This is a genomic window from Psychrobacter sp. M4 (assembly GCF_055699795.1).
The window spans coordinates 3436892-3458822 of the sequence record NZ_CM146740.1; the positions used below are offsets into that span (position 1 = coordinate 3436892).

A 21931-nucleotide genomic window follows, 5' to 3' on the forward strand; every position below is an offset into this window, starting at 1 on the left:
AACTACGTTAAACCATTACGCAGCGTCTTTGCTCTCAGCCGCTAATTGACGTAATACATAGTGCAGTACCCCGCCATGACGAACGTATTCGCGCTCTTTTGGCGTCTGCAAGCCAACGTTGACTTCGAAGTTTTCTGTCGAGCCGTCAGCGCGAGTAGCAGTAACTTGAGCAGTTTTGCTCTCGCCATTGTTAAGACCGCTAATACTAATCACTTCTGAACCGTCGAGGTTATAGGTGTTTGCGTCTTCGCCTTCTTTAAAGGTCAATGGCAGTACGCCCATACCCACTAGGTTTGAACGGTGAATACGTTCAAACGAAGTCGTCAATACCGCTTTTACACCAAGCAAGATGGTACCTTTGGCAGCCCAGTCACGGCTTGAGCCTGAACCATATTCAGCACCGCCAAGGACTACTAGCGGACGCTTGTCTTCTTTATACTTCATCGCCGCATCATAGATAGCCATTTCTTCGCCGTCTTTTAATGTGGCATTATCGCCCTTGAAGTAATACGTATAGCCGCCCTCTTTACCATCCATCATCTGGTTTTTGATACGGATATTGGCGAAAGTACCGCGTGACATAACTGCGTCATTACCGCGACGCGAGCCATAGCTGTTGAAGTCTTCTTCCATCACACCGCGGTTTTGCAAGTATCTGCCCGCAGGAGAGTCAGGATCGATATTACCAGCAGGCGAGATATGGTCAGTGGTAATTGAATCACCAAATAGACCTAAAATACGCGCGCCTTCGATATCGGGAATGCCTTCTGGCTCCATGGTCATACCATCAAAGAACGGTGGGTTTTTGATATAAGTAGAGCCTTCATCCCATGGATACAACTGGCTGTCCGCTGAGCTAATAGCGTTCCATGCTTTACTACCGTCAAATACTTCGCCGTAGTTTTTACGGAACATATCAGCGTCGATATTATTGGCGATCAGCTCGTTGATCTCCTCTGACGTCGGCCAGATATCTTTTAAGAAGACATCATTACCATCTTGGTCTTGACCTAGTGGCTGTGTGGTTAAGTCAATGTCAACCGTACCTGCCAGCGCATAAGCGACTACCAATGGTGGTGAAGCCAAATAGCTTGCTTTCACGTGTGAGTGAATACGACCTTCAAAGTTACGGTTACCAGAGAGTACCGCTGCGGCGACTAGATCTTTTTCTTCAATACCCTTTTCGATAGATTCAAGCAGTGGCCCTGAGTTACCGATACAAGTCGTACAGCCATAACCGACTAGATAGAAGCCTGTTTTTTCCAGCTCGTCCATCAGCTTGGTTTTCTCAAGATAATCGGTGACGACTTTAGAACCAGGGGCTAATGAGGTTTTGACCCAAGGTTTGGCGGTTAGACCTTTAGCTGCCGCTTTTTTGGCAACAAGTCCAGCACCAATCATTACCGCAGGGTTTGAGGTATTAGTACAAGAAGTAATCGCTGCAATGACAACTGAGCCATCACGCAGTTTATGACTTTTATCGTTGATGTTGACATCTGAGAAGACATTAGGTTTGGCATAAAGTCTATCCGCTTGCTCTTGCTCACCGCCTTCTTGGTCAAAGCGTACTTTGCCGTCTCTTTCTGATTTGCGATCTTTGGTCATTCTATCTAGTGTCTCGCCAAACTTTTTATGCATATCAGACAAATTGATAAGTTGCTGCGGCAGATTAGGACCGGCAAGCGCAGGCTTAACTGACGATAAGTCTAAATGCAGGTTGCTTGAATAAGTGGCTGCGGGTGTATTCTCATCATGCCACATGCCTTGAGCTTTGGCGTACTCTTCAACTAGCTTGATTTGGCTCTCTTCACGGCCTGAGAGACGCAAGTAATCAATCGCCATCTGATCAATTGGGAAGATACCGCAAGTCGCACCGTATTCTGGTGACATATTAGCAATAGTTGCACGATCCGCTAGTGGCATCTGGTGTAACCCTTCGCCATAAAATTCAACGAATTTACCCACTACACCATGCTCGCGTAGCATTTTGACGACACGTAATACTAAATCCGTCGCAGTAACGCCTTCGTTGAGCTTACCGGTCATCTCAAACCCGACCACTTGCGGGATGAGCATTGATGAAGGCTGACCTAGCATCGCCGCTTCGGCTTCAATACCACCTACGCCCCAACCTAGGACGCCAATACCATTGATCATTGTCGTGTGGCTATCGGTACCAAACACCGTATCAGGATAAGCGGTCAGCTCACCATTCACATCTGCGGCCATAACCACGCGTGCTAAATATTCAAGGTTCACCTGATGCACAATACCAGTCGCTGGTGGTACGACGACGAAGTTTTCAAAAGCGTTTCTGCCCCAATGCAAAAACTCGTAACGCTCATTATTACGTTTAAATTCAATCTTCTCATTCAAATCAAGTGCATCTTCGCGGCCATAAGCATCCACCTGTACTGAGTGGTCAACTACTAACTCACTGGGAATGAACGGGTTAATTTGCTCAGCCTTTCCGCCAAGCTCGACTACCGCATCACGCATTGCTGCAAGATCAACGACTGACGGCACACCTGTAAAATCTTGCAACACCACGCGCGCTGGCATAAAAGCGATCTCTTTTGAGGCTTCAGCCTTGGCATCCCAATTGGCAACCGCTTCGATGTGATTTTTGCCAACAGATTGACCATCATCTTCGTTGCGCAGTAGATTCTCAAGAACCACTTTCATGCAATACGGTAATGTGTTGATGTTATCGTAAGTCTCGGCCAATTTAGGTAGGCTATAGTAAGCATGTTCCTTGCCATCGACAGAGAGTTTGTCTTTTACATTAAAAATATCACTCATGGGTAGCTTCCTTATCTCATTCATTTATAAGAGGTTATAAAATTATTATTATAACGGGTGGCTATACAATCGCTATGCTCTAAATAGACTAGCTATAGGTTTATACAGTTTTGTTAACAAAAACTATAAGTGAAACGCTAGTCATTAACAGTAACGTGCTATTACCATAACAAATAAGTGCGACTTTGTTAACGACTGGGCGTAGTCAAATGGTGGCAGAATCGTAACTGCACAATAGCTTGATAACCAATTTCCTAGATATTTACTCCACCCCTCCGGCGGCCACTACGAAATACAAAAGCGTCCTCGTAAAAGTCAGTATTAGCGTTCTCAGCCCAGAAATGCGGTACGCCTAAGATAGGTAGTGGCGATAAGTGACGCGGTGTAATGTTATCTTGTGATAGTAACCCGTCCATATAGTTGGCCAGTTTATCGTCTAAAAACGCTATACGCTTAGGCAGTGACAAGGCAAAGAAATCTTGGCTCACGTTGATGACCACGCTATGGGCGCACAACGGCTTACGCGGAGTCACTAATTGCTCAAGCAGCGCATGTCCAAAAACATAGACGGCAGCGCTTGCGTCTGCGCTAGGCGACTTTGGATCGTCCCAATTCTCTCGCGGCGCAACCAAGCTTTCTTGCCAATCAAAATCAATTAACGCTTTACCAATGTTAGGGTTTGAGGTGACTAATATAGCGCCGTTCTCATCAAACACCGTAATGGTGTCGCGCACACGTCCCCGGCCATCACCGATATCCTGTTTAGCAATCTCTAGCATATGATAGTAATTGAGCAGCGCTTTAGTCTTAGGAAAGGTCAGCCAAATGCTACCGTTGAATAAATCATGTAGATTATCACGGGTCGGGATATTGCCAGTAGCGGCGATAAAGTACTCATACGCCTTGCCCTCTGGGAGTGCACTTTGGGAGACGAAGGTTAGAGTATGCGCTTGGTTTTCTGGAGTTGGCTTGGTGGTCGGTAACGAAGTTTGCAGATTCTGACTGGGCTGCTTCAACGCAGTGTTTAAAAACCCTTTATTTAACACCCCAGCGATAATATCTACTTGTTGGTTATCATTAGTTGAGGTATCTATTTGCTGATTTGTATTACTCAGCCGCTGTATGGCTTTACTTAAATAATTTAGCTGATTTAAATGAACCAACCAAGGTGCTTGCCAGTCAATATTAGCAAAACTATCATCGAGTGCTTTGTCAATAACAGATGACTCTTTATGTTGTCTATTGTTACGTAAACCAGAAATGCTCATAGCTAGTATCTTTATCAAACGTGTGGATTATGTTCAGCTTTTTTGCAGCGTAGCTATGGTATCATAGAGCGCTTTTTTGCCGCTAGGCAGACGGGTTAACGCCCTTTTGATCCCATCTACATTGAGTTTCTATGGCAAATTTTAATACCCACTTAAATGTCGCTTTTATGGCAAGTGGAGTAGCAAGCTTAACCGTTTATAAAGCAGGACTGATCGACGATTCTGGGTTTTTAATGTGCGTGGTGCTCGGCACCATGGGCGGCCTGTTGCCCGATTTGGACTCAGATAATTCAACGCCGATTAAGCTTGGCTTTAATATCATCTCTTTTGTCTTCGCCTTTGGTCTGGTTATGCATTGGCGCAGTGAGCTGAGTTTATTGGCTTTGATGACTCTATGGCTGGCAGGCTACGGGTTTATGCGCTATGTCGTGTTCTACGTGTTTACCACTATGACCGTGCACCGCGGGGTTATCCATTCCGTCCCCTATATGGCGATATTGGGTCTAGGGCTGACATGTTTGAGCTACTACCTGCTGCAAGCGCCGTTAACCGCCAGCTGGTTTTATGGATTATTTCTATTTAGCGGAGCAATGGTGCATTTGCTGCTCGATGAGCTGTATAGTGTGAATTTATCAAATATGAAAATGAAACGCTCTTCAGGTACGGCGATGAAGTTTTATCAGCATAAGGATAAATGGTGGTATTTATCGTTATATGTGTTGCTGGCGCTACTCGTGTATTTTGCGCCGCCTTTTGAGCCTTTTTGGCAGCAGATAAGCAGTCCTACGCCTTGGGCGCAGCTTAAAGTTGGTATGCTGCCAACCATGCTAGAAAATATGTTGTACTAAAATAGATGAGAGTTAGAACAAATTATGCACACCTCAACCCAACTCTGCCCGTGTCAAATCAACCCTTCAGCTGCTACCCAAACGTCACTATCTTATAGCGACTGCTGCCAACCTTATCACAATGATATTGATAAAGCGGACGGTATAAAGGCCGAAAATGCGGAGCGATTAATGCGTACTCGCTATAGTGCTTTTGTGCAGGTTTTGCCTGATTACATCGTCAAAACCACCCTGCCCGCGCAGCAAAACTTGCTTAATATTCAAGCGATTGAGACTTGGGCAAGAGAGACGGATTGGGCAGGTTTAGAAATTGTTAAGCACACGCCAAAGTTGGGCAAGCGTCACGCGCAGGTTGAATTTAAGGCTTTTTTTAATGACTCTAAGCATACAGTCGAAGGTTTGCCAGCGCATCATGAGTTGTCTACTTTTGTGAAAGTAAAAGATAAGGCTAACTCTGAACGCTGGTACTTTTTAGACCCAACAGTGAAGATGAGCGTGACGCAAAAGCAGCCGTGTATTTGCGGGTCTGGAGAGAAGTTTAAGCGGTGTTGTGGGACTTATCCCTAAACACTCGCCCCAACCGATCTTGCAATAGCAATCCCTTCCTCAATGGTCAAAAACTTGCGCTGGCTCGGGCTGTCTTTAAAGATAACCTCGCCCTCAGAGAAGATCAGGCATTCATTGACTGCCAGCTGTTGCCATTTCTCATTTTCAGTCAAAGGCACGGTCACCAAGATAGTGACTTTATCGGTATCAGTGGTTACATCACTAAAATCAATTATCAAATCATCGTCCGCCAGCTTAGCCTCGCCAAATGGCGCTTGACGCGTCAGATAAAACAGCAGGCTACCTGCGTAAGCCAACTGCCAACGACCATTAGACATAAGACAATTAAACAGACCATTGGCAGATAAATAACGGCACTGCGTGGTTAAAAAGTTAAATAGTGTCTTATCATCGGGACGCGATTTGAAGGTACTTTTTAGCCGATTAATAAGGTAACAAAACGCCACTTCTGAATCGGTATTTCCTACCGGCTGGCAATGCGAGGCGTTACCATTATCTTGCAGGCGCTGACAGCGTTTAATAAACTCGCTATTCATCTGACCGTTGTGGGCAAATACCCACTGCTCGCCCCAGACTTCACGTACAAAGGGATGGGCGTTAGCAAGACAGTTTTGACCTTGCGTGGCTTTACGGATATGGGCGATGACATTCATCGCTTTGATCGGATAATTATTGACCAAATCAGCGACTGGTGACAAATGACTAGGATGATTGTCGTGGAATAGACGCAGACCAGTCGAATCATTGTTAGTGGTACTGTCACCCGCACTATTAGTAGTGCAAGTACTACGCTCAAAAAAGGCAATCCCAAAGCCGTCTTCGTGACTATCGGTCATGCCGCCGCGTTTGCGAAAGCCTGCAAAGCTAAAGCCAATATCGGTTGGGGTATTACAGTTCATTCCTAAGAGTTGACACATTTAAACATTACCGCCTTTATTGTCTGATGTTGTACGGTTTATCGGCGTATCAGCTACGATACCAAGCTCGGCATCGCTCATACTATTGAGCAGTGCCTCACCATCGATATCAGCATTTACGCTATTTAAGATACGCTCAGCCTGCGCCAAATCACCTTTTTCGACCCATAACACGATCCCTGAATTCATCCCCGGTATCGCGCTAAGCGGTTGCAAGGACACCATAATACCGTTATTGCGCAGTAAATTAGCATTGAGCTCGCCTTGCATGTTGGTGTCATAGCGAGCCAGTTTATGCCAATTATCGACTTGGTTGCTCATAGAATCCTCCTTGGAGGTAAAAGTATCAGGTAATACACGATTAGCGACTGTCCGGTTTGCAGCAGAATTCAAAAACGAGAGAGTCACCAAGGTTTTAATAACAAGTAGAGTCAATGTCAATACGCCTTAATGATAAAGTGATACTCATTGATAGTGTATATTCTTTACCAATCAACAGGTTATCTATATTACTATTAGCATACGTTTGCGATTCGTAGTTCCTGATTTCTTAATCGTTGCCAAACCCTGATGACCAGTTGATTTGACCTAGCGGATAAGCATCAATATAGAAACCATTCGGATAGTCTTTAAATCCTAGCTGGCTTTTTAATTGGTCAAGTGCTGCTTGTGCTTGCTCTTCACTGTTAAATACGCCGATTAATTTAAAACCTTCTACCTCATTGTCTCTGTTGTCGTCTTTATAACGAGTATGTCCCAGCACAAACACCGTATCTCGTGCTTTTTCTACATGGGACCAGTGATAAGCAGCAAGGCGTTTCATCAGGTCAGGGTTTTTGACCATAATATTATCGCCAGTACGGCCTTCAGTACGGTTATAATGGATAACGTTAAGACGCAATAGCCAAAATATTACTGCGGCCTTGGCAAGCATGACGGGCAAAGCATCTTTTTCGTCAGCATTAAGTGCTTTTTTAGACTCATACCCTTGCAAGAACGCGGCCATTTTCTGCCGATCAAAACTAACACTCTCGCCTTGTTCAGCATCGCCCCACGTCGTACAAAAATCATTGATAGTGATGGCGATATCCATCACGTAATGCTCAACGCTGACCTCAGTAAAGTCCAAGAGTCCTGTGAGCGCCTCGCGGCCTTTTTCTAGATCCCACAAGGTATTGTCAGCAAACATATCTAAATGGCATAAACCCTTTGGTAAATCATTAAGTGGCAGATCATCATAGGACTGCCAAATATCGCGCATCAGTTTGGCTTCATCGCTTGGCATAAACTGTATTTCACGGTCGCGCACCTCGCTCCAAGGATATAAAGGCACGCCATAATTCTGAGCAGGCTGCAATGCTTGCAAAGTTTCGTGCAGCATAGCTAGGGCTGCGCCAATCTCGTAGCACATCGCTTGCGTGGTTTGTTTGGGATGCGCGCCTGCCAGACACGGCACTAAAGTGATACCTTTATCTTCATAATGAATCACGTAGCGTTTATCCGTTTTGGTATCTGAATCATCGGGATCAATGATAGCCAGCGGCGCGGCGACAGGCAATTTACCTTCTAATTGATTGAGAATAATCGCCATTTTTTCAATATCAGCAGGTGGACGCTCTTCATATAAAGTAAACACATAAGAGTAGTCACCCTCGGCATCGGCTGTTGTCTGAATAAACCAGTTGGAGTTTTTAATGCCTTGGGTGATGGGCACGGCGCGCGCAAAAGAGACGCCAAAGCTTTGGCAAAAGGCAGTAAACTGGTCTTGGCTCAACTGGGTATAAACAGACATGACATCTCACTTCTAACGAATAAATAAAAGGTGGTAAAAGGGTTTTTCGGTTAATCGCCTATTGTAGGAGAAAACTTCGGTCAAGAGGACATTAATATTGCAAAAATCTGCCTGATATAGCATTGATTTTGCTAGACTAGCGCCTATGATTGAATTGATTATAAGGCGAAAGACCCTATGTTAGCAAAGCGTATCATTCCTTGCTTGGATGTCGATAATGGCCGCGTGGTCAAAGGCGTGCAATTCGTCGATATTAGGGACGCAGGTGACCCTGTCGAAGTTGCCAAACGCTATAATGAGCAAGGCGCAGATGAGATTACTTTTTTGGACATTACCGCTACCAGTGACGCGCGCGATACCACTTATCATACGGTCGAGCGTATGGCAGAGACGGTATTTGTGCCGTTAACCGTTGGCGGCGGCGTACGCAAAGTCGCCGATATTCGTAACCTACTCAATGCAGGAGCAGATAAAGTGGCGATTAATTCAGCCGCCGTTTTTACCCCTGAATTCGTTGGGGAGGCCGCGCAGAAATTTGGTAATCAATGCATCGTGGTGGCGATCGATGCCAAGCGCGTGGCAGACATTGATATTGACGGCATAAAGGTGCCACGTTGGGAGATTTTCACCCATGGCGGGCGTAAACCTACCGGCATTGATGCCGTTGCTTGGGCAATTAAAATGGCGGAGCTGGGCGCAGGCGAGCTGCTGGTGACCTCCATGGATGGTGATGGCACCAAACAAGGCTATGATTTAGCGCTTATGCAGCAGATTACCAGTCAAGTCAATGTACCTGTCATTGCCTCAGGCGGCGTGGGTAATTTACAACATTTAGCAGACGGTGTGACCCATGGCGGCGTCGATGCGGTGCTGGCAGCCAGTATTTTTCACTTTGGCGAGTATACCGTGCAGCAGGCCAAAGAATATATGGCAGCACAAGGCATACAGATGCGCTTGTAATACATAACCCTAGCGGCAAAAAATGCTATCATAGCGCCAATCACTTAAACTCATACAACTAAAGGATATTTTTATGTCAAATCTACAACAGCAGCGCAATGACGTGACCCATATCGATGGCAATCTGCATCAAAACCAAGACGCTCGTATTGGTATCGTCGTTGGTCGTTTCAACGGTTTTGTGGTCGAATCATTAGTTGATGGCGCCATCGATGCGCTCCTGCGTCATGGCGTATTGGGCAGCAATATCACCGTCGTCCGTGTACCCGGTGCGTTTGAATTGCCATTGGTTGCCCAGCGCGCCGCTGAGTCTGATCGCTTCGATGCCATTATTGCGCTAGGCGCTATTATCCGTGGTAGTACGCCGCACTTTGATTTTGTAGCGAGCGAGTCTGCCAAAGGTTTGAGCAGTGTTGCCACCGACTACAATATCCCAGTCGCTAACGGCGTATTAACTACCGATAGCATTGAGCAGGCGATTGAACGTGCGGGCACCAAAGCTGGTAATAAAGGCTCAGAGGCCGCTATGGTAGTGCTTGAGATGCTAGCTGTCTTATCGCAGTTAGACATCGATGATAGCGATGATGACTAATAGCACTTGGGACTTAGACTCACTCTTTAACCTGCTTCTTTGCTTTATTTGATGCGATATTATTTAATTACCTAATTGGGCGCTATGGTTTTGTATGAATAGCGATAGCGCCTAAGCACTAGAATCTAAGCACTAAAATCCGGCGGTCACCTATAGCTTGCCTGCCGACTACTATTTAACACTTTGTATTTATAGCATTTTCAAAATTAGCGTAACCGCTGCTTTGATAGGTTAAGCTTATTTTTGATCTTAATATTATTTTAAAATTTAGGTATTACTCCCTATGACTGACCAACTCAAACGCGCCATTAGTGCTGCGCAAACTGCACAGACCGACGCTACCGATGCCGCGAGTGGCAAGTCGGATAATCAACATTTCGACATGAGCGAGTCTACTTATAAAACCAGTCACACTGCCGTCCGTAAAGCGCGGCGCTTTGCCATGCAAGGGTTATATGAGTGGCTAGTGACTGATCGCCGTTTTGAGCAGACCGACAAGCGCAGCTGGAAAGACAACGCGCCGCACGATATCGCTGCACGGACGCGAGCTACCAACGCCATGCATACGGTACATATTGGCTACTATCATGAAATGATGCGCGATATCCCCGAGCAGATTGATGCGCTAGATGCGCTGATCAGTCAGCATCTGGATCGTGATATCGATAAGCTCGATACCGTCGAGCACGCTATCTTATTAATCGGCGCTTATGAGCTGCAAAACCGCCTTGAGATTCCCTATAAAGTCGTCCTTGATGAAGCCATGAAGCTAAACAATCATTTTGGAGCAACTGACGCGCACAAACTGATCAACGCGGTCCTCGATAGAATGGCTATTGATCTACGCGCTATTGAAGTGCAAGCGGACAGCAAAGCTAATTTGCGCAGCTCCCAAAAAGCCGCCGCCAAGCTAGCTGATACTGAACAAACTCAGCGAAATGAGGACGCTACGGCAGCTGATATCGATAGCGAGTCAACCGCGTCGACCAAACCCCGTATTAGCGCTAACAAAACCGGTATCAAGCGCAGTCGTTCCAATCAAACTCATGTTGGTCAAACCAACGCTGGCACTGCTACCGATCAAAAAGAGGTAAAAATGGCTGATGATATCGCCAATATTGATAGTGAAGATAATCCTATTAGCGTACCAAATACCGCGGTGGAATTACCTTCAAAAGAAAATAGCGCAGTAGAGGCGGTAGAAGAAGACGAATTTCTAGACACTACTGATGATGCAGATATCGGTTTAGAAAACTCTAATTTGCTTGGTTCTAAAGATAAGGTTTCTGAAGAATCTAAAGACCACGGCAATAAAGATAACAGCTCTGAAGCTAAAGATGAGTCATGAACGAGTTTGAGCTGATTGAGAAAGTATTCTCAAAAATACAAACTGAGCAACTGCCATATAAAGACATGGAAGCTGCTGGTATAGAAAAAGCTATTGGCGATGATGCCGCTGTTATGGCTGTACCAACAGGGGCACGCTTAGTCAGCTGTATCGACACCCTAGTACAAGGGCGACACTTTGGCGCTGATTGGGATGAGGTAGAAAAGCTGGCTTTTCAGATTGGCTATAAAGCGGTAGCGGTCAACGTCTCAGATATCGCGGCTATGGGAGCTGCGCCGCACAGTATTTTATTGGCACTAGCACTACCTGAGCGTTTAGCTACTGAGGCTTGGCTCACTACATTTGCACAAGGTTTATTCCATGCTTGCAAAGTGTTTGGAATGACTTTAATTGGCGGAGATACTACGCGTAGCGAAAACTTGGTATTAAGCGTCAGCGCCCAAGGCTTGCTAGCTGCAGACACGCCAGCCGTTTACCGCTCTGGCGCGCAAGTAGGCGACAAGATCTATGTCTCAGGAACCTTAGGGGACGCCGCTTACACTTTAAAGCATCCTGAACATGAAGTCGGGCAAGAGCTTGCGCATCGGCTGCACATGCCGACGCCGCGTATTGAGCTAGGCCCAGCGCTGGCGAAAATGGGCGCTACAGCGATGATCGATATATCGGACGGTCTCTATCAAGACCTAGGGCATATCTGCCAGCAAAGCGGCGTAAGTATGCGTCTCAATCTTGAGCAATTACCTACTAGCTCGCCTTTATTAACTGTTAGTTTGGCTGAGCGTTTATTATGCCAACTGACTGGCGGCGATGATTACGAGTTGGCCTTTACTTTACCTGCCGATATAGAGCCGCCCGTTAATAACAATAGCAATACCCAGGTGACCTGTATTGGCGAAGTCATTGCGTTTGCTGACGATCAAAATACAACGGTAGCTTTGCGCCCGCAATTGTTTTACAAAGAACAGGCCGTGACTGACGCTCAACCTCACCCCTTTACTAGCCTACCTCCATTGACCGGTTACCAACATTTTGCAGGTTAACCTATGACTGACGACGCCGAACACAATCATAAACCAGATATCAGTAAAGCTAATAACTGTCCGCCGCTTCCAAGCGATGCCAGTACCCTCGATGGTATCGTTTACTGGTTGGGTATTGGTTTGGGTAGCGGCCTACCTCGCCGTGCACCCGGTACTTGGGGTACAGTTGGCGGAATTATTGTCGCCATACCGCTGATGAGCTTGGGCTTTGTACCTTTTTTAATCATTACCCTATTGTCCTGTATTGTAGGCATATGGATATGCGGCCGCACCTCTGAATTGATGCAAGTCCATGATGATCCGCACATTGTCTGGGATGAATGGGCGGGTATTTGGATTACCCTACTGCCTTTTTCTTACATGGGGGTGACGGTAGCAAACTTTTGGCAAGATATCTCACAAAGTCTGTCTATTATTGCTCTAATCATCGCCTTTATACTGTTTAGGTTTTTCGATATCATCAAACCACCACCTATTGGCTGGGCGGATAAAAAAGTCGCAGGTGGCCTGGGTATTATGCTCGACGATATCATTGCAGGGTTTATGGCAGCGGCGGTCTGGATCATAGTGATGATGGGTATGCTGCTATAAATACTAGATCGTTTGTAGTATTAGATTACTATAAACGTAAAACGTACAAGTTTAGAATACTAAGCTATGTCTTACTAACCCAATAATATATAAATGATACCCACACTAAAAACATTCGTTTAAATGGATATGTTTTTTTCTCGACATTTGCGTTATAATCGAGCGATATCTTATTGAATCTATTATAGAGTAATTATGACAAACTCCCTTTCTGTGATTATCCTGGCTGCCGGAAAAGGCACACGTATGCAGTCTGCTAAGCCCAAAGTTCTACAAACATTAGCAGGTAAACCTTTACTTGGACACGTATTAGATACTTGTAATGACTTAACGGTAGCTAAAACCATTGTGGTGTACGGTTTTGGCGGCGACCAAGTGCAGTCAGCGATGGATACTCGGTACGCGCATCTGCCCATTACTTGGGTCGCGCAGACTGAACAGTTAGGAACCGGTCATGCGGTTAAAGTTACCCTCGATGAGCTACCAAAAGAGGGACAAAGTCTTATTTTGTACGGTGATGTGCCGCTAGTAAGTTGCCAGACCTTGACTGATCTACAAGCAGCTAACACCGATGGCATGTCGATGCTGACACTAACGGTAGATAATCCATTTGGCCTTGGCCGTATTAAGCGCGATGCCTCGGGCAATATTGAAGCGATCGTTGAGCAAAAAGATGCCAGCGCTACCGAACAGAAAATCAAAGAGATCAACAGCGGTATTTATTGCGTTGATAATGCACTACTACATAAATACCTGCCTAAGTTGTCAAATGACAATGCTCAAAGTGAATACTATTTGACCGATATCGTCAAAATGGCCGTCGCTGATGGCATCGCTATTGCCGCGATCGAACCTGAACACACCTTTGAGATTGAAGGCGTCAATAACCGCCAGCAATTAGCTAGTCTTGAGCGAACATGGCAGGGCAAACTTGTCGCTGATCTGCAAGAGGCGGGAATACAGTTTGCTGATCCAGCGCGCGTAGATATCCGTGGCACGCTAAGCGCGGGACAAGATGTCTTTGTCGATGTCGGTGTGGTATTTGAGGGCGATTGCACTTTAGGTGATAACGTTTATATCGAAGCCGGCTGCGTCATTAAAAATGCAAACATTGGTAATGCTTGCCATATCAAACCTTATTGCGTAATTGATCGTACCGAAGTGGGTTCAGGCGTTGACATTGGTCCTTTTGCCAATCTGCGTCCTGACACAGTATTGTCTGACAACAGTAAAGTAGGCAATTTTGTAGAGATTAAAAAATCAGTTATCGGTCAAGGCAGCAAGGTCAATCATTTAAGCTACGTTGGCGACGCTACTGTCGGTACGGATGCTAATATTGGCGCAGGCACTATCACTTGCAATTATGATGGGGTCAATAAGTCGCAAACCATTATTAAAGACAAAGCCTTTATTGGCTCAAACTCTAGTTTAGTAGCGCCAGTTACTATTGGTGAAAGCGCAGTGGTCGCGGCAGGCTCAGTAATTACTGAGAATGTTGAAAATAAAGCGCTAGCTTTGGGCCGCGCCCGTCAAGTACAAAAACCTGACTTTGAGCGCCCTACCAAAAAATCAAAATAGTTAATTGTGAACAAGAATACCCGTAAACAAGAACACCTAAGCAATATTGTAATCTTTGCAGTATTGCTTTAACCCTATTTATCATTAACCCTCTTATTTTTATCCTAGATAATTATACATAATTTAAGGAATAGCTATGTGCGGAATCGTAGGCGCCGTCGCTGAGCGCAATATCTCTAATATCTTGATCGAAGGCTTAAAACGTTTGGAATACCGAGGCTATGACTCTGCTGGCCTAACCGTTATCCGTAATAATGAGCTGCATCGCGAGCGTCAAGTGGGTAAAGTGCAAGCTTTGGTAGATGCGGTCGCCAATGATCCGCAGAACTTTTATGGTCATATCGGTATTGCACATACGCGCTGGGCAACCCATGGCGAACCGGCACAGCGTAATGCGCATCCGCACGTCTCAGGTAAAATTGCCGTCGTCCATAACGGTATCGTTGAGAACTATGCTGAGCTTAAAGAAGATTTGCTTGATAAAGGTTATGAGTTTACCTCGCAAACCGATACTGAGGTTGTCGCTCATTTGATTAATGACGCTTATAAACAAACTTCTGACTTGATGCAAGCCGTGCGTAAAGTCACACCATTATTGCATGGCGCTTTTGCTCTTGGTATCGTCCATGTGGATAGTCCAGACGAGCTAATCGCTGTCCGTCTAGGCTCGCCGCTCGTCATCGGTGTCGGTATCGGCGAGAACTTTATCGCCTCCGATCAGTTGGCGCTATTGCCTGTGACTAACCGTTTTATGTATTTAGAAGAAGGCGATATCGCTAAAATTACTCGCGACGATATTCAGGTTTATGCTGACGGTAAAGAGGTTAATCGCAAGATTAATGAGATTGATGCCAAACAGCACAACGCTGACAAGGGCGAATTTAAGCACTATATGCTCAAAGAGATCTACGAGCAGCCAGATGCGGTCGCGCGCACTATCGAGATGGCAGTCGATAACGATAAAAGCTCTAAATCGTACAAGCTACGTGATGACTTCTTGCAGCGTCATGAGACTCAGTTATCTGGTGTGCGCCACGTCCAAATTTTGGCTTGTGGTACCAGTTATCATGCTGGTATGGTTGCCAAATACTGGTTTGAAAACCTAACGCGCTTGCCTTGCTCGGTCGAGATTGCCAGTGAGTTTCGCTACCGCAATCCAGTAGTCGTTGATGACTCGCTAGTGATTTGTATTTCACAATCTGGCGAAACTGCTGATACTTTATCGGCGCTGCGTGAGATCCAAAAGCATGAACCAGCAGGTCTGGTCAGCTTAGCGCTATGTAACGTACCGACCTCTTCATTGGTACGCGAAACCGATATCTTTTTACCAACCCTGGCCGGCCCTGAGATCGGAGTGGCCTCTACCAAAGCTTTCACTACTCAGCTAGCCGCACTTATGCTACTCCTACTAAAAGTCGGCGCGGTGCAGCAGCGTATGGAAGATGGGCAGTTGACGTCTTTACTAGAAGATCTGCATAAACTACAAGGTCAGCTGCATGCTAGCCTCAAGCTAGATGGGCCTATCCAAGCGATGAGTGAAAGCTTTGAAGATAAGAAAAGCTGTCTGTTCTTAGGTCGTGGACTACAGTTTCCGATTGCTTTAGAAGGCGCGCTTAAGCTTAAAGAGATCTCATACATTCATGCCGAAGGCTATGCGGCAGGTGAGCTTAAGCACGGTCCTCTAGCATTAGTTGATAAAGACATGCCTATCGTAGTGCTAGCACCAAAAGATAGTATGTTTGATAAGCTCAAAGCCAATATGCAAGAGGTGCACGCGCGTCACGGTGAGCTGTTTGTGTTTGCTAGTGAAGCCAGCCAAATGGTAGCGGAGGATCGCTTACATGTGGTCTATGTACCGGATGTCTGCGAGATACTAGCGCCAATCATTTATAGTGTGCCCATCCAATTGTTGTCATATCACGTAGCGGTTATGCGCGGTACGGACGTCGATCAGCCGCGTAACTTGGCTAAGAGTGTTACGGTTGAGTAGGTTTTTAATTTTTAGATGAGTAATTATTATTAAGTAAGTACTTATTATCTTGAATCCTTCGCTATCCTATATTAATGAGATGGCGGAGGATTTTTTTGGATAGGAAAAATAGAAAGGGTTTAATAATCTGAGACTATCCCAGTATATTGCTCTATTAAGATGATGAGAATATCTAAAACGACTAAAATAATAGCTTTCTAAGTTTATTTAATTTAATGTCTATTATGAGTAACCATTAAAAAAATCATCCGAAATACCATTGATGGGCGTTTTTGTAGAGAATTTTATTAGTAGCTTGTTCATCAAATAGTTGCTGTATTAGTTTGATGTCTAAAACATCAAAAGGTCTTTTTGCTCTTGTAGAGGGTAAATCTGTTCCGAACATAAGCGCATTAGGATTAGCGTCATTAATTGCTTTCAAAGCGTTTTCTACGTTCAATTCTACACGACCAAAGCCAGTAGCCTTGACTCGAACGCCTTTATCAACCAGTTTTAATAAATGTGGCAGCCCTTCTTCAGATAACCCGAGATGATCAACGGATATAGCAGGTAAGCTTCCAATAGTTGATGAAATTTTGGCTAGTTCTTTTGCATCTATATAAAGCTCACTGTGCCATCCAACTAGCTCATGAACTCTTCTAGCAAAGTAAGCTAATTTTGATAAACCCTCTGACCCTCCTCGTTTGATATTAAAGCGTAATGCTTTTACTCCATTTTCATTAAGTTTTATAATCTCCTCATCTGTAACCGTAAATGGTAATTGTGTTACGCCGCAATAGGTTGAGCCCATTTTGCTAAGTGCTTTTAATAGATACCCTTGATCAAATCCTTGAAAAGACCCCGATACAATTGCTCCACCCAAAATATTTAAATTAACAGTTTCATTTTGATAGTCTTCTACAACATAATTTGATGGTAAGTATCCCTGATTCTCAATGACTGGAAAATCAAAATCGATAATATGAAAGTGTGAATCAAAAATTCTCATTTTAATAGCTTACTCCAGATTCGGCTTGAATAAATTTAGACTACTCAAAACAGACCATTATTATAAAACCATTTATATTAGAAAACTAAGCCAGTTATATTTATAAGAACCTATCAGAAAGACAGCAAATATAGCAGAGCAATAAATACTTATTTAATATCGCTATAGTATTAGTAAAAAAGCGTACAGGATGATGCTTGTATAGGAAATCGCATCTATTCCTACAAGATAGTTTAGATTAAATAGTATGTGAGCAAGTTTTTGAATCCGTAATAACCACTGATATAAATATAAACATGATAAAAAAGGATAGTAAAATGGATGATATAAAAATAGACGCTACCGATGTGACAGCCACTTGGGAAGCTGACGAGTTGCAAGTACGGGCTACGTTAGGTTCTGCAGGAGTAATAACACCTGATAAAATGGTCAGTATCAATGGTAAAGCATTTTTTAATGCTATGTTTGCTGGTCACTTACCTTCACCACCAATAGGAGAGACGCTTGATTTTATTCCTATTCAGATAAAGGATGGTAGTGCCATCTTTCAAGGTCGACCTAGTCAACAACATTACAATCCACTAGGCAGCGTACATGGCGGTTGGTTCTGTACCATTCTTGATTCTGCTGTTGCCTGCGCTATTCACTCAACCTTACCTGCTGGCAAAGGCTATACCACACTTGAGATCAAGGTAAATATGATTCGTGCCTTGACTAAAGATATCCCGTTAGTACGTGCTGAAGCCAATACTATCCACGTTGGTCGGCAGACAGCGACCGCTGAAGGCCGAATTGTCGGACCTGATGGCAAACTTTATGCTCATGCCACGACCACTTGCTTAGTATTTGATATGAAGTAGGCAAACTATTATGGCAACCTCTGCTAAGATTATAAGCACTGAAAGCATGAATATAGAAAATGACACCACCGATCAAATAGAAATCATCTACGAAGATGAATTTATTGTAGCGATAAATAAAGAAGCGGGTCTACTCGTGCATCGCAGTTGGCTGGATAAAGGCGAGACACGCTTTGCTATGCAGCTCACTCGTGATGCGGTAGGTTGCCACGTCTTTCCCGTGCATAGGTTAGACAAACCAACATCAGGCGTGTTGCTCTTTGCCAAAAGCCCAAACGTTGCACGCAGCCTGACCGAGGCTTTTACTGAGCACAAGGTTACTAAGCAATATTTAGCCGTAGTGCGCGGGTTTATGCCCGAGCAAGGAGTGGTTGACTATGCGTTAAGCTTTAAGCCTGACGCTATTGCCGATAAGTTTGCGGACTTGGACAAACCCGCGCAAGAAGCAGTCACCCATTGGCAATCTTTGGCACAAATTGAGCTAACCTTTGCGGTATCAAAAAAGCATGATACCACTCGCTATAGCCTCGTGCGCTTAACCCCTGAGACGGGACGTAAGCATCAGCTGCGTCGGCACATGAGACACATCTTTCATCATATAGTAGGTGATACCAGTCACGGCGACGGACGGCATAATCGATTTTTTCGGAGTCAATATAGCTGCGAGCGTATGCTACTGCATGCGCAGAGTTTAGCGCTTAGTCATCCGGTTACTGGTAAACCCTTACTTTTAGAAGCAGGGTTGGATGAGCAATGGATGAATGTATTAGAGGCGTTTGATTGGGTGGAGAGTGCTGAGGTTTCAAGTCTCTAGTGAGGACTTGAAACTTTGGTTATAGTCTATTATTGTTAGCGCTATAATTCATTTGATAGTTATAGAATATTTACTGTACACATTATATTCTTGGTCAGTTCGTTATACAGGAGTCGAGCTGTTGACGATATAACTTAAAATAAAAGGGCAAATAAATTAATGTCTATTATACAAAAGAAACTTGCTCAAGCAGAAAATTTTTGCAAAAAAAATGAGCCAGAGCTAGCTATAAATATTTTAAACGAAGTGATTTTTGATAGTCTTTCAACAGACGATGAGATAGCTGAGGCTTTGACTTTGAAAGGAGTAACTGTAGATATTGCTCCATATCTTGCAGAAGATCAACAAAACTACTCTCCATTGATTTACTTCCAAAAGGCTTTGGAATATGACCCTAACAATATATATATTCTATTCAACATACTTAATTCATTTTCTTTCGTAGATATGATGCAAGAATATACTCAAAAAAATAAAAGTGCTTTTGTAAGTGCTTATAACGTTTTGAAAAATGACTTATATGATACTTTAGATGAAAAATTGAAGAATGATTTGCATAGATTCTCCTCTAAATATAATGAATTTCTGAATGAGGGCTTTTGAGGTATACCCGAGTTACTTAGACTTTGAAAACAAGCGTTCATTAGCATTGTCGCTAACTACTTTCTTTTTACTAGACGTTTATGTTTTACGGGCGCAATAAAACAAGAATATACCAATGATGAGTTAAAAATATAATCATCCTTTAAAATTAAGAGTTACTACCTAAGCAATTTAAACCTTAAACCCTATATGCTTTCCTGTCGGCAGCTCAACATCGATACGCAGCTTACCACCCATTCCTTCAACGTATTTTTTCATTGTCGAAATCTTCAGATCACTACCCCGATTTTCTATTGCTGAGAGCGACGGTTGTTTAATGCCAAGGGTTTCGGCAAGCTCTTTTTGCGAAATATTCAATTCTTCACGAATACGGTAAAGCTGACTCTCTAAAAGTAGACTATCAGCCATTTCTTGAATGCGAGCTTGGCTTTCTGGAGAGCGCTTAGCTAATAATTCTTGCAGAGTTTTAGTCATTAGATGATTCTCCTAATGTTGCGAGATGAAGCTCATACTGCTCGTCTGCAAGCGCAAGCATCTCTTTATAAAATCGCTTTTTACCGCCTTTATGACCTATACAAAGTACGATAGCCTGACGTAATGGATCAAATGCAAAAAAAGCTCGGAGTGGTTTGCCTCGATACTGAACCCGTAGTTCTTTCATATTAGTAAATTTTGAGTCATACACAGTATCAACTAAAGGACGACCTAGACTCGGTCCTTGTTGCTCTAGAACCACTAAAGCTGCTAGCACTTTTTCTTGCATGGCGTCTTCTTGCTGTTCCAGCCATTCGTTAAACAGCTCTGTTGTGATGACAATCCACATATTACAACCGCAACATAGATTATAGTCTATATAGTATAGTTATCTAAGCTATTTTTCAAATAGCAATTTAAAACGCCTAGTTGCTTCCTAAACCAAACCCTTATAAAGAAAATAAATCCCGACTACAAACAACAATACCGAAAAACACTTTTTCAAAATCTCTGGCGATAAGATATGCGCGACTTTTGCGCCTACTTTGGCGGTGAAAAAGCTCATGATACTAATACCTAAGAACGCATAAATGTGCACAAAGCCAATCGTATTGGGTACGTTTATTTGCGCCTGCGTCCCAAATACCATATACCCTAGCGCACCAGCAATGGCAATCGGCAGACCGCACGCTGCTGACGTGCCCACTGCTTTTTGCATAACCACATTATATCGAGTGAGATAAGGCACCGTTAAGCTACCGCCGCCAATACCGAAAATGGCAGAAGCGATACCGATGACGCCGCCTGCCACGAGTTGCTTAGGTTTTGACGGTAATTCAGTCTGAGCGTAGTTGAGGCCGTCAATATGGTTAGTCTGACTAGCGACCTTCTTCTTAACACCGAAAAACATCTTATAAGCGACCCAAAGCAGAAACACCCCAACAATGAGCTGAAGATATAGCCCAGATATCTGTCCTGCTATTCCCGCGCCCAAAAAGCAACCAATCGCTAAGCCTGGCGCCAGATTTTTAAAGACAGGCCACATGACTGCGCCCTTTTTATTATGCGCCATGAGCGAGCTGATAGAGGTGACGATAATGGTCGCAAGAGACGTCCCTAAGGCCAGATGCATGATATTGTCAGGACTGTAGTTCATTTGCGTAAAGACAATAAATAATAGCGGTACGATAATGGTGCCACCGCCCACGCCAAACAGCCCTGCCGCAAATCCTGCTAGAGCGCCAATGATTAAAAAAGTGATTAATTCCACAGGATCGTTACTTCTTAGTTAAATAATGAGTTTGATGGTTAGGCTAATAGTTATTTTAATCGGGCGACAGTTAGATAGCCAGCTTAAGCGACTTGTACTTGACCAACGTAATGGTAAGAGCGGTTAAAGTAAACCAAGCTTTCATTGACCTCGACTTGTGGTTCGGCGTGTCCAATAGCGACCACCCGACACATAAAAACACTATGGGTACCCACTTGTTGGATATCCTCAATGACGCAGTCGAAACTGACTAGCGCATCTTGTAAAATAGGTGCACCTGTTGCTAGCTGGGTCCAAGAACCATATTTAAATCGTTCTTCTGCGCTCAATTTGGAGGCAAAAGCATTGGATATGGCCTCATGCTGCGCGCCTAACACATTAACACTCAATATTTTATTGTCAATAAAATGAGCATGTGAGCGCGCTGCCTGATTCATACACACCAACAAAGTTGGTGGGGTATCAGTGACACTACATACCGCAGATGCGGTAAATCCATGAGCACCAGAGGCACCATTGGTAGTGATTACATTGACCGCCGCCGTGAGCAACGACATGGCATTTCTAAAATCGGTGACTTCAATCATATTCTCAACCATTGCTGGAATCCTAAATTTTAACGCTTTAAG

Annotated in this window: 22 protein-coding genes; 12 read left to right on the forward strand and 10 right to left on the reverse strand. The window is 44.2% G+C overall.

Annotated features, from left to right (window positions below; translation table 11 throughout):
- Positions 1–15: 15 nt before the first annotated feature.
- Positions 16–2802: an aconitate hydratase AcnA gene (gene acnA / locus ACR63N_RS14435; protein ID WP_472782227.1), complete on the reverse strand. Its 2787-nt coding sequence runs from the start codon at positions 2800–2802 to the stop codon at positions 16–18.
- Between the two features lie 254 nt (positions 2803–3056).
- On the reverse strand, positions 3057–4070 hold the full coding sequence (locus ACR63N_RS14440; RefSeq protein WP_472782228.1) for a DUF3025 domain-containing protein: 1014 nt from the start codon (positions 4068–4070) through the stop codon (positions 3057–3059).
- Positions 4071–4201: 131 nt separating this feature from the next.
- On the opposite strand from ACR63N_RS14440, the gene ACR63N_RS14445 reads away from it, so the two are divergent.
- Together ACR63N_RS14445 and ACR63N_RS14450 are read left to right on the forward strand one after the other, a co-directional pair.
- Positions 4202–4918, forward strand: a complete 717-nt coding sequence (locus tag ACR63N_RS14445; RefSeq protein ID WP_472782229.1) for a metal-dependent hydrolase — start codon at positions 4202–4204, stop codon at positions 4916–4918.
- Between the two features lie 24 nt (positions 4919–4942).
- Positions 4943–5485: a YchJ family protein gene (locus ACR63N_RS14450; RefSeq protein ID WP_472782230.1), complete on the forward strand. Its 543-nt coding sequence runs from the start codon at positions 4943–4945 to the stop codon at positions 5483–5485.
- Here the strand turns inward: ACR63N_RS14450 and ACR63N_RS14455 are convergent.
- The 3 genes from ACR63N_RS14455 to ACR63N_RS14465 all read right to left on the reverse strand — a co-directional run bounded on the left by ACR63N_RS14455 (position 5482) and on the right by ACR63N_RS14465 (position 8194).
- A complete protein-coding gene (locus tag ACR63N_RS14455; protein WP_367105402.1) occupies positions 5482–6402 on the reverse strand; it encodes a class II glutamine amidotransferase in 921 nt (306 codons plus the stop codon). The two genes, ACR63N_RS14450 and ACR63N_RS14455, sit on opposite strands and share 4 nt — an antisense overlap.
- Positions 6403–6723: a hypothetical protein gene (locus ACR63N_RS14460; protein ID WP_367105401.1), complete on the reverse strand. Its 321-nt coding sequence runs from the start codon at positions 6721–6723 to the stop codon at positions 6403–6405.
- 229 nt (positions 6724–6952) lie between these two features.
- A complete protein-coding gene (locus ACR63N_RS14465; RefSeq protein WP_367107499.1) occupies positions 6953–8194 on the reverse strand; it encodes a homoserine kinase in 1242 nt (413 codons plus the stop codon).
- Between the two features lie 177 nt (positions 8195–8371).
- On the opposite strand from ACR63N_RS14465, the gene hisF reads away from it, so the two are divergent.
- The 7 genes from hisF to glmS all read left to right on the forward strand — a co-directional run bounded on the left by hisF (position 8372) and on the right by glmS (position 16293).
- Positions 8372–9154 (forward strand): imidazole glycerol phosphate synthase subunit HisF, encoded by a 783-nt coding sequence (hisF, locus tag ACR63N_RS14470; RefSeq protein WP_472782231.1) that lies wholly within the window; start codon positions 8372–8374, stop codon positions 9152–9154.
- 73 nt (positions 9155–9227) lie between these two features.
- Complete coding sequence (ribH, locus tag ACR63N_RS14475; RefSeq protein WP_367105398.1) at positions 9228–9746, forward strand: 6,7-dimethyl-8-ribityllumazine synthase; 519 nt, start codon at positions 9228–9230, stop codon at positions 9744–9746.
- Positions 9747–10029: 283 nt separating this feature from the next.
- Positions 10030–11094 carry a transcription antitermination factor NusB gene (nusB, locus tag ACR63N_RS14480; protein ID WP_472782232.1) on the forward strand — a complete coding sequence of 355 codons (1065 nt, stop codon included), beginning with the start codon at positions 10030–10032 and terminating at the stop codon, positions 11092–11094.
- Positions 11091–12134, forward strand: coding sequence for a thiamine-phosphate kinase (thiL, locus tag ACR63N_RS14485; protein WP_472782233.1), 1044 nt, complete (start codon positions 11091–11093; stop codon positions 12132–12134). Before nusB ends, thiL begins: the two co-directional genes overlap by 4 nt.
- Before the next feature lie 3 nt (positions 12135–12137).
- Positions 12138–12725 (forward strand): phosphatidylglycerophosphatase A family protein, encoded by a 588-nt coding sequence (locus ACR63N_RS14490; RefSeq protein WP_472782234.1) that lies wholly within the window; start codon positions 12138–12140, stop codon positions 12723–12725.
- Positions 12726–12920: 195 nt separating this feature from the next.
- Positions 12921–14303, forward strand: a complete 1383-nt coding sequence (gene glmU, locus ACR63N_RS14495; protein WP_367105394.1) for a bifunctional UDP-N-acetylglucosamine diphosphorylase/glucosamine-1-phosphate N-acetyltransferase GlmU — start codon at positions 12921–12923, stop codon at positions 14301–14303.
- Between the two features lie 136 nt (positions 14304–14439).
- Positions 14440–16293 (forward strand): glutamine--fructose-6-phosphate transaminase (isomerizing), encoded by a 1854-nt coding sequence (gene glmS / locus ACR63N_RS14500; RefSeq protein WP_472782235.1) that lies wholly within the window; start codon positions 14440–14442, stop codon positions 16291–16293.
- A 244-nt stretch (positions 16294–16537) separates the two neighbouring features.
- Here glmS and ACR63N_RS14505 read toward each other — a convergent pair whose 3' ends face one another.
- Complete coding sequence (locus tag ACR63N_RS14505; protein WP_472782236.1) at positions 16538–17281, reverse strand: amidohydrolase family protein; 744 nt, start codon at positions 17279–17281, stop codon at positions 16538–16540.
- A gap of 317 nt (positions 17282–17598) precedes the next feature.
- Here ACR63N_RS14505 and ACR63N_RS14510 point away from each other — a divergent pair, with 317 nt between their 5' ends.
- The 3 genes from ACR63N_RS14510 to ACR63N_RS14520 all read left to right on the forward strand — a co-directional run bounded on the left by ACR63N_RS14510 (position 17599) and on the right by ACR63N_RS14520 (position 19558).
- Complete coding sequence (locus tag ACR63N_RS14510; RefSeq protein ID WP_472782237.1) at positions 17599–18141, forward strand: PaaI family thioesterase; 543 nt, start codon at positions 17599–17601, stop codon at positions 18139–18141.
- Between the two features lie 10 nt (positions 18142–18151).
- Positions 18152–18955 carry a tRNA pseudouridine(65) synthase TruC gene (gene truC, locus ACR63N_RS14515; protein WP_472782238.1) on the forward strand — a complete coding sequence of 268 codons (804 nt, stop codon included), beginning with the start codon at positions 18152–18154 and terminating at the stop codon, positions 18953–18955.
- Positions 18956–19114: 159 nt separating this feature from the next.
- Positions 19115–19558 (forward strand): hypothetical protein, encoded by a 444-nt coding sequence (locus tag ACR63N_RS14520; protein ID WP_367105389.1) that lies wholly within the window; start codon positions 19115–19117, stop codon positions 19556–19558.
- A gap of 171 nt (positions 19559–19729) precedes the next feature.
- Here ACR63N_RS14520 and ACR63N_RS14525 read toward each other — a convergent pair whose 3' ends face one another.
- The 4 genes from ACR63N_RS14525 to ACR63N_RS14540 all read right to left on the reverse strand — a co-directional run bounded on the left by ACR63N_RS14525 (position 19730) and on the right by ACR63N_RS14540 (position 21889).
- On the reverse strand, positions 19730–20032 hold the full coding sequence (locus tag ACR63N_RS14525; protein ID WP_472782239.1) for a helix-turn-helix domain-containing protein: 303 nt from the start codon (positions 20030–20032) through the stop codon (positions 19730–19732).
- Positions 20025–20381 (reverse strand): type II toxin-antitoxin system RelE/ParE family toxin, encoded by a 357-nt coding sequence (locus ACR63N_RS14530; RefSeq protein WP_367107505.1) that lies wholly within the window; start codon positions 20379–20381, stop codon positions 20025–20027. The genes ACR63N_RS14525 and ACR63N_RS14530 overlap by 8 nt, the downstream gene beginning before the upstream one ends.
- Positions 20382–20468: 87 nt before the next feature.
- Positions 20469–21302 carry a sulfite exporter TauE/SafE family protein gene (locus tag ACR63N_RS14535; RefSeq protein ID WP_472782240.1) on the reverse strand — a complete coding sequence of 278 codons (834 nt, stop codon included), beginning with the start codon at positions 21300–21302 and terminating at the stop codon, positions 20469–20471.
- A gap of 83 nt (positions 21303–21385) precedes the next feature.
- Positions 21386–21889: a flavin reductase gene (locus tag ACR63N_RS14540; RefSeq protein ID WP_367107523.1), complete on the reverse strand. Its 504-nt coding sequence runs from the start codon at positions 21887–21889 to the stop codon at positions 21386–21388.
- Between the last annotated feature and the right edge of the window lie 42 nt (positions 21890–21931).

Bases quoted from the DNA above. Each gene is read 5' to 3' on its own strand.
- acnA (WP_472782227.1), bottom strand. From the start codon at position 2,802: ATGAGTGATATTTTTAATGTAAAAGACAAACTCTCTGTCGATGGCAAG.
- ACR63N_RS14440 (WP_472782228.1), bottom strand. From the start codon at position 4,070: ATGAGCATTTCTGGTTTACGTAACAATAGACAACATAAAGAGTCATCT.
- ACR63N_RS14445 (WP_472782229.1), top strand. From the start codon at position 4,202: ATGGCAAATTTTAATACCCACTTAAATGTCGCTTTTATGGCAAGTGGA.
- ACR63N_RS14450 (WP_472782230.1), top strand. From the start codon at position 4,943: ATGCACACCTCAACCCAACTCTGCCCGTGTCAAATCAACCCTTCAGCT.
- ACR63N_RS14455 (WP_367105402.1), bottom strand. From the start codon at position 6,402: ATGTGTCAACTCTTAGGAATGAACTGTAATACCCCAACCGATATTGGC.
- ACR63N_RS14460 (WP_367105401.1), bottom strand. From the start codon at position 6,723: ATGAGCAACCAAGTCGATAATTGGCATAAACTGGCTCGCTATGACACC.
- ACR63N_RS14465 (WP_367107499.1), bottom strand. From the start codon at position 8,194: ATGTCTGTTTATACCCAGTTGAGCCAAGACCAGTTTACTGCCTTTTGC.
- hisF (WP_472782231.1), top strand. From the start codon at position 8,372: ATGTTAGCAAAGCGTATCATTCCTTGCTTGGATGTCGATAATGGCCGC.
- ribH (WP_367105398.1), top strand. From the start codon at position 9,228: ATGTCAAATCTACAACAGCAGCGCAATGACGTGACCCATATCGATGGC.
- nusB (WP_472782232.1), top strand. From the start codon at position 10,030: ATGACTGACCAACTCAAACGCGCCATTAGTGCTGCGCAAACTGCACAG.
- thiL (WP_472782233.1), top strand. From the start codon at position 11,091: ATGAACGAGTTTGAGCTGATTGAGAAAGTATTCTCAAAAATACAAACT.
- ACR63N_RS14490 (WP_472782234.1), top strand. From the start codon at position 12,138: ATGACTGACGACGCCGAACACAATCATAAACCAGATATCAGTAAAGCT.
- glmU (WP_367105394.1), top strand. From the start codon at position 12,921: ATGACAAACTCCCTTTCTGTGATTATCCTGGCTGCCGGAAAAGGCACA.
- glmS (WP_472782235.1), top strand. From the start codon at position 14,440: ATGTGCGGAATCGTAGGCGCCGTCGCTGAGCGCAATATCTCTAATATC.
- ACR63N_RS14505 (WP_472782236.1), bottom strand. From the start codon at position 17,281: ATGAGAATTTTTGATTCACACTTTCATATTATCGATTTTGATTTTCCA.
- ACR63N_RS14510 (WP_472782237.1), top strand. From the start codon at position 17,599: ATGGATGATATAAAAATAGACGCTACCGATGTGACAGCCACTTGGGAA.
- truC (WP_472782238.1), top strand. From the start codon at position 18,152: ATGGCAACCTCTGCTAAGATTATAAGCACTGAAAGCATGAATATAGAA.
- ACR63N_RS14520 (WP_367105389.1), top strand. From the start codon at position 19,115: ATGTCTATTATACAAAAGAAACTTGCTCAAGCAGAAAATTTTTGCAAA.
- ACR63N_RS14525 (WP_472782239.1), bottom strand. From the start codon at position 20,032: ATGACTAAAACTCTGCAAGAATTATTAGCTAAGCGCTCTCCAGAAAGC.
- ACR63N_RS14530 (WP_367107505.1), bottom strand. From the start codon at position 20,381: ATGTGGATTGTCATCACAACAGAGCTGTTTAACGAATGGCTGGAACAG.
- ACR63N_RS14540 (WP_367107523.1), bottom strand. From the start codon at position 21,889: ATGATTGAAGTCACCGATTTTAGAAATGCCATGTCGTTGCTCACGGCG.